Source organism: Alteromonas sp. 38, from assembly GCF_902506055.1.
Lineage (GTDB): Bacteria > Pseudomonadota > Gammaproteobacteria > Enterobacterales > Alteromonadaceae > Alteromonas > Alteromonas lipotrueae.
Map to the genome: position 1 here is coordinate 1871045 of NZ_LR733300.1, position 15314 is coordinate 1886358.

General features: G+C 42.9%; 8 protein-coding genes. All 8 read left to right on the top strand.

The features are described from left to right. The first annotated feature begins 4 nt into the window (after window positions 1-4). Window positions 5-1372 (top strand): DUF1329 domain-containing protein, encoded by a 1368-nt coding sequence (locus FLAVO9R_RS07985; protein ID WP_159530297.1) that lies wholly within the window; start codon window positions 5-7, stop codon window positions 1370-1372. 78 nt (window positions 1373-1450) lie between these two features. After that, window positions 1451-2497 (top strand): WD40/YVTN/BNR-like repeat-containing protein, encoded by a 1047-nt coding sequence (locus FLAVO9R_RS07990; RefSeq protein WP_159530299.1) that lies wholly within the window; start codon window positions 1451-1453, stop codon window positions 2495-2497. A gap of 15 nt (window positions 2498-2512) precedes the next feature. Next, window positions 2513-4831 (top strand): efflux RND transporter permease subunit, encoded by a 2319-nt coding sequence (locus FLAVO9R_RS07995; RefSeq protein WP_159530301.1) that lies wholly within the window; start codon window positions 2513-2515, stop codon window positions 4829-4831. Between the two features lie 172 nt (window positions 4832-5003). Continuing rightward, window positions 5004-9842: an NAD-glutamate dehydrogenase gene (locus tag FLAVO9R_RS08000; RefSeq protein ID WP_159530303.1), complete on the top strand. Its 4839-nt coding sequence runs from the start codon at window positions 5004-5006 to the stop codon at window positions 9840-9842. Between the two features lie 77 nt (window positions 9843-9919). Next, window positions 9920-10927 carry a quinone-dependent dihydroorotate dehydrogenase gene (gene pyrD, locus FLAVO9R_RS08005; protein WP_159530305.1) on the top strand — a complete coding sequence of 336 codons (1008 nt, stop codon included), beginning with the start codon at window positions 9920-9922 and terminating at the stop codon, window positions 10925-10927. A 75-nt stretch (window positions 10928-11002) separates the two neighbouring features. Next, window positions 11003-13144 carry a bifunctional 23S rRNA (guanine(2069)-N(7))-methyltransferase RlmK/23S rRNA (guanine(2445)-N(2))-methyltransferase RlmL gene (rlmKL, locus tag FLAVO9R_RS08010; protein ID WP_159530307.1) on the top strand — a complete coding sequence of 714 codons (2142 nt, stop codon included), beginning with the start codon at window positions 11003-11005 and terminating at the stop codon, window positions 13142-13144. Then, window positions 13141-13374 (top strand): glutaredoxin family protein, encoded by a 234-nt coding sequence (locus tag FLAVO9R_RS08015; RefSeq protein ID WP_159530309.1) that lies wholly within the window; start codon window positions 13141-13143, stop codon window positions 13372-13374. The genes rlmKL and FLAVO9R_RS08015 overlap by 4 nt, the downstream gene beginning before the upstream one ends. Further along, entirely contained in the window at window positions 13371-15311 is a 1941-nt protein-coding gene (gene uup / locus FLAVO9R_RS08020; protein WP_159530311.1) for an ATP-binding cassette ATPase Uup, read from the top strand. The genes FLAVO9R_RS08015 and uup overlap by 4 nt, the downstream gene beginning before the upstream one ends. Window positions 15312-15314: the final 3 nt, after the last annotated feature.

The window sequence follows — 15314 nt, forward strand, 5'->3', positions numbered from 1 at the left end:
GTATATGATTAGAAAATTTGGAATTATTGCAGCAGCGCTTTCAATAGCGCTAACTGGTGCAAGTGTTCACGCTAAGGTTTCTGAAGAAGATGCCAAAAAGTTAGGCGGTGAATTAACGCCTATGGGTGCTATACAAGCTGCGAATGCTGATGGAAGCATTCCAGCATGGACAGGTGGTATTACATCAGCACCCGAAGGCTATTCGGTAGGCGACCACCATCCAAACCCTTTTCCAGAAGATAAGGTGTTATTTGAGATAACGGCGTCGAACTATAAAGAATATGCTGATTTCCTGTCCGAAGGTCAGAAAAAGTTGTTCGAAGCGTATCCTGATACTTACCGCATGCCGGTATATCAAACTCGTCGTTCAGCATCTAACCCGCAAGCTGTTTATGATGCAACAAAGGTTAACGCCACTAATGCAGAGTTGCTTGATGACGGAAACGGCATAAAAGGCGCAGTGTTGGGTGTTCCATTCCCAATGCCTAAAACCGGTATGGAAGCAATTTGGAACCACATTTTACGTTATCGCGGTGCTGCCGTAGAACGTAACGGTGGGCAAGCAGCGGTAACTACTTCAGGTGATTACAACGTTATCGGTTTTGATGAACAGTTAATGATTAAGTACGCTGAAGAAGGTGCTACACCTGAAAAGCTTACTGATGAAAACGTATTGTTCATGTTTAAGCAAAAAGTGACTAAACCAGCTCGTTTAGCTGGAACTGCACTGCTTGTTCATGAAACAGTAGATCAGGTTAAAGAGCCTCGTAAAGCGTGGACTTACAATACTGGCCAGCGTCGTGTACGTTTAGCACCTAACATTGCTTATGACACGCCAGGAACTGCAGCAGATGGTCTACGTACCACTGATGACTTCGATATGTTTAATGGTTCTCCTAATCGTTACAACTGGAAACTCGTTGGCAAGAAAGAGATGTTCGTAGCCTATAATAACTATGCACTGCATTCAGATAACGTAAGTTACGATGAAATTCTTCATGCTAACCACGTTAACCCTGATTTGACGCGCTGGGAAAAGCACCGTGTTTGGGTGGTTGAAGCTACGTTGAAAGAAGGTTTCCGTCACATTTATCAAAAACGTGTATTCTTCATTGATGAAGATAGCTGGCAAATTCAAGTAGCTGATATGTATGATAATCGTGGTGAGTTGTATCGTGTTGGTGTAGCTTATGGAGTGAACTACTATGAAGTACCTACACAGTGGTCAACCCTTGATACCTATTACGACTTAAACTCTCGCCGTTATTTGGCCATTGGTCTTGATAACGAAGAAAGTATGTATGATTTCTCGATACGTCCAAGAGATGTTGAGTTTACGCCTCAGGCGCTACGACGAGAAGGTAAACGCTAAGCGTTTTGTGTTAAGACGGTTGGCAATGCCAACCGTTTTTGTTTTCAGACAATTAAATTTTAGGGAGAATGGTTAATCATGAAAAAAACCATTGCAGCGTGCATAACTGCAGCACTCGCAGCAAATTACTCCGTAACTGCTTCAGCAGAAGATGCCTATATTGCACCCTTAGTTGAACAGTCAGTTTTGCTAGATATTGACGCTGATAAATTTGTCGTTGTTGTCGGAGAACGCGGGCATATTCTTATTTCAGAAGATGGGACGGCGTTTAATCAAGTTGCCGTACCCACCCAAGCTACACTCACTGCAACTACCGTAGTAGGCGACAATATTTGGGCTGTAGGCCATGATGCCACCATCATTCATTCTTCAGACAAGGGACAGAGCTGGGAAATCCAGAATGTGCAGCCCGAACTACAACGTCCATTTTTAGATGTGCTATTTTTCGATGAAAGTCACGGTATTGCTGCTGGCGCGTACGGTCTTTTTTACCGGACTACAGATGGCGGAAAAAGCTGGGAAACTGAGCGTCATGCAAGTTTGTTAGACCCATACGATCGTGAATATTTAGAAAGTGTTAGAGAAGAAGACGAAGCCTTCTATCAACAAGAATTAGAATCTATTCTACCTCATTTAAATCGAGTCACTCGCGATGCCGAAAAACTATACCTTGCTGGAGAAGCGGGTTTATTAGCTAGCAGCGATGATATGGGGAAAAATTGGGAACGTTTCGAGGTTGATTACACAGGCTCATTTTTCGATATTAAAGCCCTTGACGATTCTACGTTGCTGGCTGTAGGTCTTCGCGGAAATATTTTTGTTTTACGCAACCAAGGTGAGTGGGAATATGTAAATTCTTGTTCAACCAGTACCTTAAATTCAATTTTACTGTCCGATAACGACACGGTTGTTGCAATGGGTAACAACGGTATGATGGTGTCAGCCACTCGTCCGCTACCTGTCAGCGATCACGATCCATACGCTAACCCTGCAAACTGTGAGCCTGCAAAGGGTATTTCAGTAACACAGGTTGAAGATAAAGCTGCCATGTTAAATGCCGTTAGCTTTAATGGCCACACCATAGCTGTTACCGCGAATGGTATAAAAACGCTAAATACAAAGTAGGGTGGTTTCGCTTTTATGACCCATTTCATTGAACATCTTGTTTTCTCTAACCGTAAATTGGTGGTAGCCCTTTTTGCTATCGCGACGGTTTTTTTAGGCTTTCAAGCATCGCAGATGCGACTTGACGCTGGTTTTGAAAAAAATATTCCGCTCAATCATGAGTACATGAAAACCTATATTGAACATCGCCAAGACTTCGGTGGTGCGAACAATATCTTAGTTTCTGTTTGTGATAAGAACGACAATATATTCAATCAGAACTTTTTCGATACGCTAAAGAACGTGCACGACCAGCTATTTTTCATAAATGGTGTGAACCGTTCTCTCGTTATTTCATTGTTTTCTCCCTCTACCCGTTTTACTGAAATTGTAGAAGGCGGCTTTGCTGGCGGGCCAGTTATTCCAGCCGACTTCAATTCAGCAAACCCCGCGGCCTTAGCGCTAGTGGCTGCCAATATTGAAAAAGCCAATATTGTTGGTCGTCAAGTAGCCAGCGACTACAGCTGTGCCATGGTGACAGCACAGCTATTGGATATCGACCCACAAACGGGTGAGCCGTTAAATACACTTGCCTTAGCGGCGGAGCTTGAAGAGCAACTTCGCGGTGAATATGAAAACGAAGATATTTCTATTCATATTATCGGGTTTGCCAAGATGATTGGTGATGTGGCTGATGGCGCTAAAGACGTACTCTTGTTTTTCGCTATTGCTATCGCGATAACGGCCATCATGGTGTACTTCTTCTCTCGCAGTATCATGCTCACTATATTGCCACTACTGTGCTCAGTGATTGCAGTTATCTGGCAGCTTGGTCTACTAACTTCGTTAGGCTTTGGTATGGATCCTATGTCCATCCTGGTGCCGTTCTTAGTTTTCGCTATTGGTGTAAGTCATGGCGTACAAATGATTAACGCGGTAGAAAAACGTGCGGTAACAGGAATAGGTGCAAAACGTGCGTCTATGGCAGCGTTTAGAAGCTTATTAGTGCCGGGGGGGATTGCCTTACTTTCTGACACAGTAGGTTTCATGACCTTACTGGTTATCGATATAGGTATTATTCGTGAACTGGCCATTACAGCAAGTATGGGTGTTGCCGTTATTATATTAACCAACCTTATGCTATTGCCGGTACTGATGAGCTTTTTAAAGCTTGATAAAAAGTACGTTGATAAATTTGCTGGCAAAGAAAATAGTAACACCCGTTTTTGGGCTATTGTTTCAGCGTGTTCACGTAAAAAGCCAGCAGCCTTTATTCTAATTGTAACCGCCATATTATTCGGCTTTGGGCACTACCAAGCACAAAACATGAAGATAGGTGATTTGCACGCGGGTGCACCAGCACTTCATGAGTCTTCACGTTATAACCAAGATACCTTCTTGATTACTGACAAGTATGAAGTCACGGTGGATTACATCTCTATTTTGGTAGAAACCACCCCTGAAGCTTGTACGTCTCACAGCGTAATGAAAGCGATGGATGATTTTCAGTGGAAAATGGAGAACGTTCCAGGTGTGCAGTCGGCCGTATCATTAGCATCAGTGGCTAAGATAGTTAACGCGGGTTATAACGAAGGTAATGTTAAATGGCAGGTTCTACCTCGTAACCAACAAACCTTAGTGCAAGCTATTTCAAGGGTGCCAACTTCATCTGGCTTATTAAATGGTGATTGTTCTGTCATGCCGATTATTCTGTTTATGGAAGATCACAAAGCAGAAACCATTTCTCGTGTGGTAGATGCTGTAAAAGATTTCCGTACTGAGTATGAGACCGACGATATGTCGTTTAGTCTGGCATCAGGCCCAGTGGGAGTGATGGCGGCAACGAACGAAGCGGTCGAGGCTGCACAAGATCCAATGATGGTATATGTATTTGGCGCCGTTATCGCATTATGCTTAATTAGCTTCCGCTCTGTACGTGCAACCTTAGTGGTGGTAATTCCACTGTATGTTGTGTCTGTTTTAGCGCAAGCACTAATGACGTATCTGCAAATTGGTCTTACAGTATCAACCTTACCAGTTATTGCATTAGGTGTGGGTATCGGTGTTGATTATGGTATTTATATCTTATCGACAAAGAGCCTTATGCTTAAACAAGGTGCTACGGTTCAAGAAGCTTATTTAGCTGCCTTAAAAGAGCGAGGTAGTGCCGTACTGTTCACCGGTATTACTTTGGCAATAGGGGTAAGTACTTGGGTATTCTCTTCACTTAAATTCCAAATGGATATGGGTATTTTGTTGACCTTTATGTTCGTGGTTAATATGTTAGGAGCAATTATCGTACTTCCAGCACTGGCAAGATTCTTGTGGTGGAATAGAAATGACCCCGGTGCATAATATTTTTGCATAGCTAATCATAAAAAAGGGCCGTAAGGCCTTTTTTTATAGGTGTTTTTTGCATAGTTATCTATGCTGTTAATATAAGGTTAAAAAGGGGCTTTTAATACCTCTCAGTTTTAGCGAAAATAGCCGCGCAACTTAGCACTTACGACATTTATAAGGTTAACTAATGACAGTCACCTCACAGCGACACTCAGTACTGCTAGATAATGTATTTGCACTCATTGAAAAAAAGGTGGATGCCCAGCAGAAGTCACTCGTGCAGCAATTCGGACGCCTGTTGTATAAAAATATCTCTAGTGATGACTTAGAAGATCGTAACGACAGCGATTTATACGGTGCCACTTTAAGCTTATGGAACGGGCTTGCAAAATTCGATAATTCAGCACCTTACATTCGTGTCTTCAACCCAGAAATAGAAAAGCATGGCTGGCACTCAAGCCATACCATTGTTGAAATAATTGTTAGGGACATGCCGTTTCTTGTCGATTCGGTGCGTATGTCACTCAACCGATTAAACATTACTGCACATTTATTTTTGCATAGCCCAATTGGAATAAAACGAAATAGTAAAAACCAAGTGGCCGAGTTTGCCGAGCCTGGCAAGACAGTTGAAAACACCCGAAAAGAAACAGTGATATTTATCGAGGTTGATCATCAAAGTGCGAAAAAAGACATTGATGAATTAACGAAAGAATTACACTCAGTGGTAGACGAAGTGTCGTTGGCGGTTAAAGATTGGCAAGAAATGACCACTAAGTTAGAAACAGTGGTTAAAGACAGTACGAAACTAAACTGGCCTGTATCGACTGATGAAAAGAAACAAACCAAAGCTTATTTGCAATGGTTAAGCGACCATAACTTTACCATGATGGGCTATCGTTATTACGAAGTGAAGGCCATAGAGGGCGACCATCGCTGGATACCGTCTAACGATACTAGTTTAGGTTTATTAAAGAACTCTGTTAATGACAGAGAGCGCCTATTGTCGAAATTACCTTCCAGTGCAAGAGCAGAGGCACTAAGCCAAAGCCCGTTAATTTTAACGAAAACAAACTCTCGTGCTCGTGTTCATCGTCCTGCTTATATGGATTATGTTGGTGTAAAAGCGTTTAACAAAGATGGGCAAGTTATTGGTGAGCATCGCTTCCTTGGCCTCTATTCAGCGTCTTTCTATAACCAAAGTGTGACGCAACTTCCTATGCTGAGAGAAAAGATTCAGCGTATATGTGATTTATCTGGCTATGAGCCAGGCACCCATGCGTTTAAAGCCTTTGTGAATATTGTTGAAACTTATCCACGTGATGAGCTACTGCAAACACCCGCAGAAGAATTAGCCCAAATAGTGATGGGTATATTCCAAATGCAAGAGCGGGGTATTTCACGCTTATTTATTCGTAAAGATGTCTTTGGTCGCTTCTTCTCATGTATGGTATTTGTACCTCGTGAGCGTTACAACACGCAACTACGTGTAGACACCCAAGCGCTATTAAAAGCCTCGTTAGGTGCTAAAGAAGAAGTTGAATTTACTACGTTCTTTTCTGAATCTGTGTATGCACGCACGCATTACATTGCCAGGGTCAACGACAACAACGCGGAATTTGATGTGAAGGAAATAGAACGCAATATTATTGAACTAACTAAAACGTGGAGCGATCGATTAGCTTCATCTATTTCAGCAGCACACGGTGAAGCGCAGGGTAAAGCCCTTGAGCGCAAATATGGCAATGCGTTTTCACGTAGCTATATGGAACAGAACTTACCGGGTGATGCCCTTGTTGATATCGGCAAAATTGAACAGTTAGATGATGATCATACTCTCGACATGCTGTTTTATCGTCCTCAAGAAGAGCAGTCTGACAGCCAAATAGTGAAGCTCAAGTTGTTCCATCGTGCTGAGCCTATTCATCTTTCTGATGTATTGCCTATGCTTGAGAACTTTGGTTTGCGCGTCATTGATGAAAGCCCCTATAAAATCACCTGCCCAGATGGTTTTAGAAACTGGGTGATGGATTTCACTATGTTGCACAAAAGTGGCCAACATTTTGACATGGAGCGCGCACAGACTTTATTCCAAGAAGCTTTTGCGAAAGTGTGGAATAACGATTTAGAAGACGATGCATTCAACCGCTTAATTTTGGGTGCTAATTTAACGGGCCGTAAAGTCACTATTTTACGTGCGTACGCAAAATACATGCGTCAAACCGGTAGTTCATTCAGTCGTGATTACATTGCGAACACCTTGGCGAATTACCCTGATATTGCCCGCTTGCTAGTGGAGTTTTTCGACCAGCGCATTAATCCGAAGAAGAAACGAAATGCGAAGAAAGAAGAAGCGTTACTTGAGAATATTAAAACCCAATTAGACAGTGTTAGTAACTTAGATGACGACAGAATTATTCGTCGTTATTTAGATATGATGTCGGCAACCCTTCGAACTAACTTCTATCAGCCCGATGAAGCAGGCAATGAAAAATCTTATGTGTCATTTAAGATGCTGCCAGAAATGATCCCTGATATGCCATTGCCACTGCCTAAATTTGAAATATTTGTGTATAGCCCACGTTTAGAGGGTGTGCATTTACGCGGTGGCAAGGTTGCCCGTGGCGGACTTCGTTGGTCTGATCGCCAAGAAGATTTCCGGACTGAAATTTTAGGCTTAGTAAAAGCACAGCAAGTAAAAAATACGGTTATTGTACCTGTTGGCGCGAAAGGTGGGTTTGTTTGTAAAAAGCTGCCCGTTGGTGAGGGCAGAGAAGCCATACAGGCTGAAGGTCAAGCGTGCTATCGCACCTTTATTACCAGTTTGCTAGATATCACCGATAACATTGTAAACGGTGAAGTTGTACCACCAAAAGATGTAGTGCGACTAGACGAAGATGACCCGTATTTGGTTGTGGCGGCCGATAAAGGTACCGCTACCTTCTCTGATATTGCCAACGGTATTGCTGATGAATTCGGTTTTTGGTTAGGGGATGCCTTTGCATCAGGTGGTAGCGTCGGTTATGACCATAAGAAGATGGGTATTACTGCGCGTGGCGGATGGGAGTCTGTTAAACGTCACTTCCGTGAAATCGGTATCGATTGCCAAACCACAGAATTCACTGCGGTGGGCGTGGGGGATATGGCGGGAGATGTTTTTGGTAATGGTATGCTTTTATCTAAGCACACCAAATTAATTTCGGCGTTTAACCATTTACATATTTTCTTCGATCCAGACCCCGATGCAGCTGCAAGTTACAAAGAGCGCGCTAGATTGTTCGAAAACCCACGATTAAGTTGGGAAGATTACGATTCAACATTGATTTCAAAAGGTGGCGGTATCTTTAGTCGTTCCGCGAAGTCGATTAAACTTACCCCAGAAATGAAAAAGTGGTTAGGCACCCGTCAGATGTCGATGACGCCAAACGAACTTATCCATAACATTTTAAAAATGCCTGTGGACTTGCTTTGGAATGGTGGTATCGGGACTTACGTTAAGAGCTCAAAAGAGTCGCATGCGGAAGTGGGCGACAGAGCTAATGATGACTTACGTTTAAACGGCAAAGACGTGCAAGCCAAAATTGTAGGTGAGGGCGGTAACCTAGGGTTAACGCAGTTAGGTCGAATTGAATATGCTGCTTCCGGCGGACGCGTAAACACCGACTTCATCGATAATGTAGGGGGAGTTGATTGCTCCGATAACGAAGTTAATATCAAAATCTTGCTTAACAGCGTGGTTAACGACGGTGAACTTACAGTTAAACAGCGTAACAATTTGCTGCACGACATGACCGATGACGTATCGCGTATTGTGATTAAAGATTGTTATCGCCAAACTCAATCTATCTCGATTACTGAGATGTCGGGCGTAAGCTTATTGAAAGAACAGCTTCGCTTTATTCACGGTTTAGAGCGTGAAGGTCAACTTAACAGAGAGCTTGAGTTCATTCCGAGTGATGACGAAATTTCGGATAGAGTGGCGTCAGATCGTGGTCTTACGCGACCTGAACTTAGTGTTTTGATTGCCTACGGCAAAATGGTATTGAAAGATGCATTAAATATCCCTGAAATCACTGATAACCCTTATCACGGTAAATTGTTGCTTCAAGCTTTCCCTAAGGTGTTGCGTGAAAAATTCAGTACACATATGCAGCAGCATCCACTTAGAAGTGAAATTATTGCCACTAAATTGACCAATAATATGGTTAACGATATGGGGCTTAACTTTGTCTTTCGTATTAAGGAAGAAACCGGTGCCAGCGTTGATGATATTGCTAATGCCTACGCTATTGTGCACGGTATTTTTGATATGGAAACGCTCTGGAACCGTATTGAAGACTTAGATAACGTTATTTCAGCGAAGCTACAGCTTAAGATGCTAGATGAAGCTCGCCGTATTATGCGCCGCGCTGCACGCTGGTATATTAGACACGGCAATAAAGGCCTGTCTATTGAAGAGTCGATTGCAAGCTATCGTGAAACCTTCAATAACTTGTCTAAGAATCTGCAGAACTATTTAGTAGAAGCTGAATACTCACAGCTAGAAGAGAAAACAAGTACCTATGTGTCGCAAGACGTTCCGAAGGATATCGCGTATCAAGTAGCTAGCTTCTCCAATATGTTCTCTAGTTTCGACCTAGCACACATTGTTGCAGCTGAAAAACATAGTGTTGATGTTGTCGCGCGGTTGTACTTCCAGCTTGGCTCTAAACTTGAATTGCATTGGTTCTTAGATCAAATTAACAATCAAGCAGTCAGCAACCATTGGCAAGCACTAGCACGCGCATCGTACCGTGAAGAACTGGATTGGCAGCAACGTTCAATTGCCGCTAATCTACTTCAAATAAACCCAGAGGCCAGCGATGCAGACAAAATTTTGGAAGATTGGATGCAGAGCAACCAAGTGTTGTTGAAACGCTGGTATCATATGATGTCAGAGTTTAAGACTAGCTCAACCCATGAATTTGCGAAATTTTCTGTCGCATTACGTGAATTGATGCTTTTAAGCGTGAAGTCTAGCCATTAGAATACACGCTATCAAAAATGACGAAGCCCTGTAAATCAGGGCTTTTTTATACCAAATACAAGCGAAAACAAACACCTATGCAATCATTAGTGCAAAAACTGTTGCTTCAATGCGAACCCGAAAAAAGCCATGACTTTACAATCAACTGGTTAAATAAAACGCAACACACGCCGTTGAAGTGGGCTTACAGCACCACGACAATCCAAAAGCCAGTGACGATTGCAGGTATAACCTTTGATAATCCTGTGGGGTTGGCGGCAGGCTTAGACAAAAATGGTGATTGTATAGATGCGTTTGCTGAAATGGGTTTTGGTTTTGTAGAAATTGGTACGGTTACACCTCGCCCACAAATGGGTAACCCTAAGCCTCGCTTATTTCGCATTCCTGAAAAACAGGCAATTATCAATCGAATGGGCTTTAATAATAAAGGGGTTGATCACTTAGTTTCTCAAGTGAAAAAAGCGCACTTTAAAGGCCCGATTGGTATCAATATAGGCAAAAATAAAGATACAGACGATGCGAAGGCCCTCGACGATTATCTTATTTGTCTGAATAAGGTTTACCCTTACGCCAGTTATGTAACTATCAATATTTCTTCACCCAATACTCCTGGGCTGAGAAACCTCCAGTATGGTGAAGCCCTTGATGCATTATTGGTAGGCCTAAAAGCGGCACAAGAAACCCTTACTCAAACTCACGGTAAATACGTACCTTTGTTTATCAAAATTGCGCCAGACTTATCAGATGGCGAAATACAAAGCATTGCGCAATCTTTGCTCGCCAGCAAAATGGATGGCGTTATTGCCACCAATACCACACTTTCTCGTGATGCTGTTCAGGGGTTAAAGCATGCTGATGAAATGGGTGGACTGAGCGGTTCTGTCCTTACCGACATGAGCTTGAACGTAACAAAAAAACTATCTAGTGCTCTTGATAGAGCTATTCCTATCATAGGCGTGGGCGGTATAGATTCTCCTGAAACCGCAAAAGCACGTTTAGATGCAGGAGCATCACTAGTTCAGGTATACTCTGCATTCATCTATCAGGGGCCCGACCTCGTTAAACGCATTGTAAAAGCGCTATAATTAGCGAAAGCGACACATTACAGTTTTATACACTCAAGCGTGTGGCAATAATCACACGCTCTATCAGGTAATTGAATGAATACTATTCTGGCAACAACCAGCCGCGGTCTTGACGAACTCCTTAAGCAAGAAATACTCAATTTGTGCCCAGGTGCAGAAATTAAACAGTCTCCGGGCATGTTGCAGTTTGAAGGAAGCAAAGAAGACGCTTATAAACTTTGTCTTTGGTCTCGTTTGGCCAACCGCGTTATTTGGATCTTAGGCACAGGAAAGGCAGGAAATGCTGAAGAGTTGTATAAGACAGCCATGGATATTGATTGGCAGATGCATATGGAATCTCGCCATACGTTATCAGTGCAATTTATTGGTACTAACTACGAAATTAAAAACACGCAGTTTGGCGCGGTAAGAATTAAAGATGCCATTGTCGACCAATTCGTAGAAGAGGGACAAGCTCGCCCATCGGTTGAGCGCAAAATGCCTGATTTCCCTGTTTACGCCAGACTTCAACGAGACAATGTGATTATTGGTCTTGATATGGCCGGCGCAAGTTTGCACCAACGTTCATATCGTCAAGAAACGGGTGATGCACCACTTAAAGAACATATTGCCTGCGCCATGTTAATGCGCAGTGGCTGGACCGAAAACATGGACAAGCCCCTTGCTGACATGATGTGTGGCTCGGGTACTATTGCCATAGAAGCGGCCTTCATGGCACGTAATATTGCCCCTGGCATAAAGCGTGAGTATTGGGGCTTTAGTCAGTGGTTAAGCCACGATGCCGCATACTGGGATTCGTTGGTAAATGATGCTATTTCGAATCAAACAGAAAGCAAAAGTGAAATTTTCGCTGCCGATTACAACCGCAGAATGATTGCCATTGCAAAAGACAATGCCGACTATGCGGGCGTGTTTAACGATATTAAATTCAGCAACCAAGACGCCACTAAGTCGTCACCGCCGGTTGCGACTCCAGGATATATGGTGTCTAACCCCCCTTATGGTGAACGTTTGGGCGAGCTAACAGCACTTATCCCGCTTTTCAGCGAATGGGGTAAGCGTTTTAAAGAAGCATGGAAAGGCTGGCACGTATCATTGCTTAGCAGCAACCGTGATTTATTGCGTGTATTAAAATTACGAGCAACCAAAGACTACGGCATGAATAACGGTAAGCTAGAGTGCCGTTTAGTGAACTATGTGTTAAGCGAAGAAAACACAGTTCAATTTACTGAAGATGCGTCGAATCACGAATTTGCCAATCGCCTAAAGAAAAACCTTAAGAAAATGAAGGCTTGGATCAACAAAGTTGATACTAACTGCTACCGTATCTACGATGCCGATTTGCCCGATTACAACGTGGCCATTGATAGGTACGGCGATTGGTTAGTAGTACAAGAATACGCACCGCCTAAAACTGTGTCGGAAGACAAAGCCCGTAAACGCTTGCAAGAAGTATTGCTTTATTTGCCTACTGTTACAGGCATATCGCCTAAGCAAATAGTGCTTAAAGTACGCAGCCAGCAAAAGGGTACTAAGCAGTACGAAAAAATTAACCAGTCTGGCACCATGATGGAAGTGTACGAAAACGGTGCGCGCTTATTGGTGAACTTGACTGACTATCTAGATACGGGCTTATTTCTAGATCATAGAAACACCCGTCAAAAAGTTATGCAGCTTGCGAAAGGTAAAGATGTACTTAACCTGTTTGCTTACACTGGCAGTGTGTCTGTGTTTGCAGCTAAAGGTGGCGCGAAATCAGTGACCACCGTTGATATGTCTAACACCTATCTAGACTGGGCGAAAAAGAATGTGGCGCTTAACAAGCTAAATGGGCCACATGCTTTTGTTCAAGCTGATTGCACGTCATGGTTAGGCGATCATAAAGGTAAATACGATTTAATTTTTATCGACCCACCTTCGTTTTCAAATTCTAAGCGTATGCAAAGCACGTGGGATGTACAGCGCGATCACGTTACTATGCTAACGAATGCGAGAAACTGTCTAAATGAGGGCGGTACGTTAATTTTCTCTAACAATAAACGTGGCTTCAAGTTAGATGAAGAGGCGTTAGAAGGATTAGGTTTCAGTATTGAAAATATTACTCAGGAAACCATACCTGAAGACTTTTCTCGGCGCGGAAACATTCATAAGTGCTGGATCCTTTCGTTATCAAAGGAAGCGTTACCAAAAGAAACGTTATCAAGAGAAGCTTTATGAAAATAGTGTTTTACACAGGGCCTCAGTGTAGTTTATGCGATTTGGCCGACATTGAGTTGGCTAATACACAGCAGTTTTCTTCGTTAACGGTGGAAAAAGTAAACATTCGTGATAGCACCGATTTGTATCATTTATACGGTGCTCGCATTCCTGTATTGAAACGGGAAGACAATGGCGCCGAAATCGGCTGGCCATTTGATACCAACGCATTGGAGACATTCTTACAGTGAGTATATTGCAGTTAAAGAACATCACTGTTATCTACGGTACCCCCCCTTTATTAGATGGCGTTGAACTGATTGTTCAACCCAAAGAACGCGTGTGTTTAGTAGGCCGAAATGGCAGTGGTAAATCCACACTAATGAAAGTGATATCAGGTGATGTAATAGCCGACGATGGCCAGCGCATTATAGAAAGCGACACGATAATTGCTCGATTAGAGCAAGATCCGCCGCAAACCACAGATGTGACCCTTTTCGATTACGTTGCTGAAGGCTTAGCAGATGTAGGCGACACCATTAAAGCCTATCATCACCAAACCAAATTGGTGGCTGAAGATCCTAGTGAAGCTAACTTAAATCGTCTGCAAACTTTGCAGGAAACCTTGGAAGCCCGTGATGCATGGCAATTTGAGCAGCAAATAGAACAAACGCTCACCATGCTTAAACTAGAGCCTGATATTTCATTATCGACATTATCAGGTGGATGGCGCCGTAAAGCGGCATTAGCACGCGCTTTGGTTCGTTCTCCCGATTTACTGTTGCTTGACGAACCTACCAACCATTTAGATATTGAAATGATTCGTTGGTTGGAAAGCAGTTTATCTAATTACAATGGCGCTATTGTATTTGTAAGTCACGATAGGGCCTTTATCCGAAATATGGCAACCCGTATTGTTGATTTAGACCGGGGTGGATTAACCAGTTACCCAGGTAACTACGAAACCTACCTAGAGAAAAAGCAGCAAGACCTTGAAGTAGAAGCTGCCCATAATGCCGAGTTTGATAAGAAGCTTGCGCAAGAAGAAGTGTGGATCCGTCAAGGCATAAAGGCTCGCCGTACTCGTAATGAAGGCCGTGTAAGGGCATTGAAGAAACTGCGTGATGAGCGTAAAGCAAGACGCGCGGTACAAGGGAACGCAGTAGTAAGCCAGCACCAGGGTACACGCTCGGGCAAGATGGTGTTTGAAGTAACCGATTTAGACTACGCCATTGGCGGTAATCAAATTGTGAAGGGATTAAACCTTAATGTACTACGTGGCGATAAACTTGCACTTGTTGGGCCGAACGGTAGTGGTAAAAGTACCCTCATTAAGTTGTTGCTCGGAGAACTAACACCCGATAACGGTAACTGTAAGCAAGGTACTAACCTTGAAGTGGCTTATTTTGACCAACATCGCCATGGCTTAGATTTGGAACAAACGGTTATTGATGCTGTAGGTGATGGTAAACGTGACCTTATGGTTAACGGGCACCCAAGACACGTCATTAGCTATTTACAAGATTATTTGTTTTCACCTGAGCGGGTTAATGCGCCGGTAAAGTCATTATCTGGTGGAGAGAAAAACAGGCTAATGCTGGCCAAGCTAATGCTTAAGCCCAGTAACTTATTGGTGCTTGATGAACCAACAAACGATCTTGATGTTGAAACACTAGAGATGTTAGAAACCCTGTTAAATGAATATGCGGGCACGGTATTGCTCGTAAGCCATGATAGGGAATTCGTCGATAATGTTGCTAATAGTTGTGTCGTATTTGAAGGCGAAGGCTTTTTACGGGAGTTTATTGGAGGCTTCACTGACGTAGAGAGCTGGTACAAAGATCAAAATGCAAAACGTCAGCAAGTTATTAAAGACGAAAAAGCCAAAGTAAAGAATGAAACTAATTTAAGTTCGAATAGTCCTAGTGCTAAGTCTTCTCCCCGTAAGACGAAAAAGTTATCATATAAAGATCAACGCGAACTTGAATCGCTGCCTGCAGATATTGAGCAGTATGAAAATGAATTAGCGGAAATGCAGTTGTTAGTTAACGACCCTGAATTCTTTAAAAAAGGGAACGACGAAACTGCACAAACCTTAGCTCTGTTAGCAGAGAAAGAACAAGCCTTATCCCATAAATATGCGCGCTGGGATGAATTAGAAAGTATGCTGGAAGATAATCAGCAGTAAATA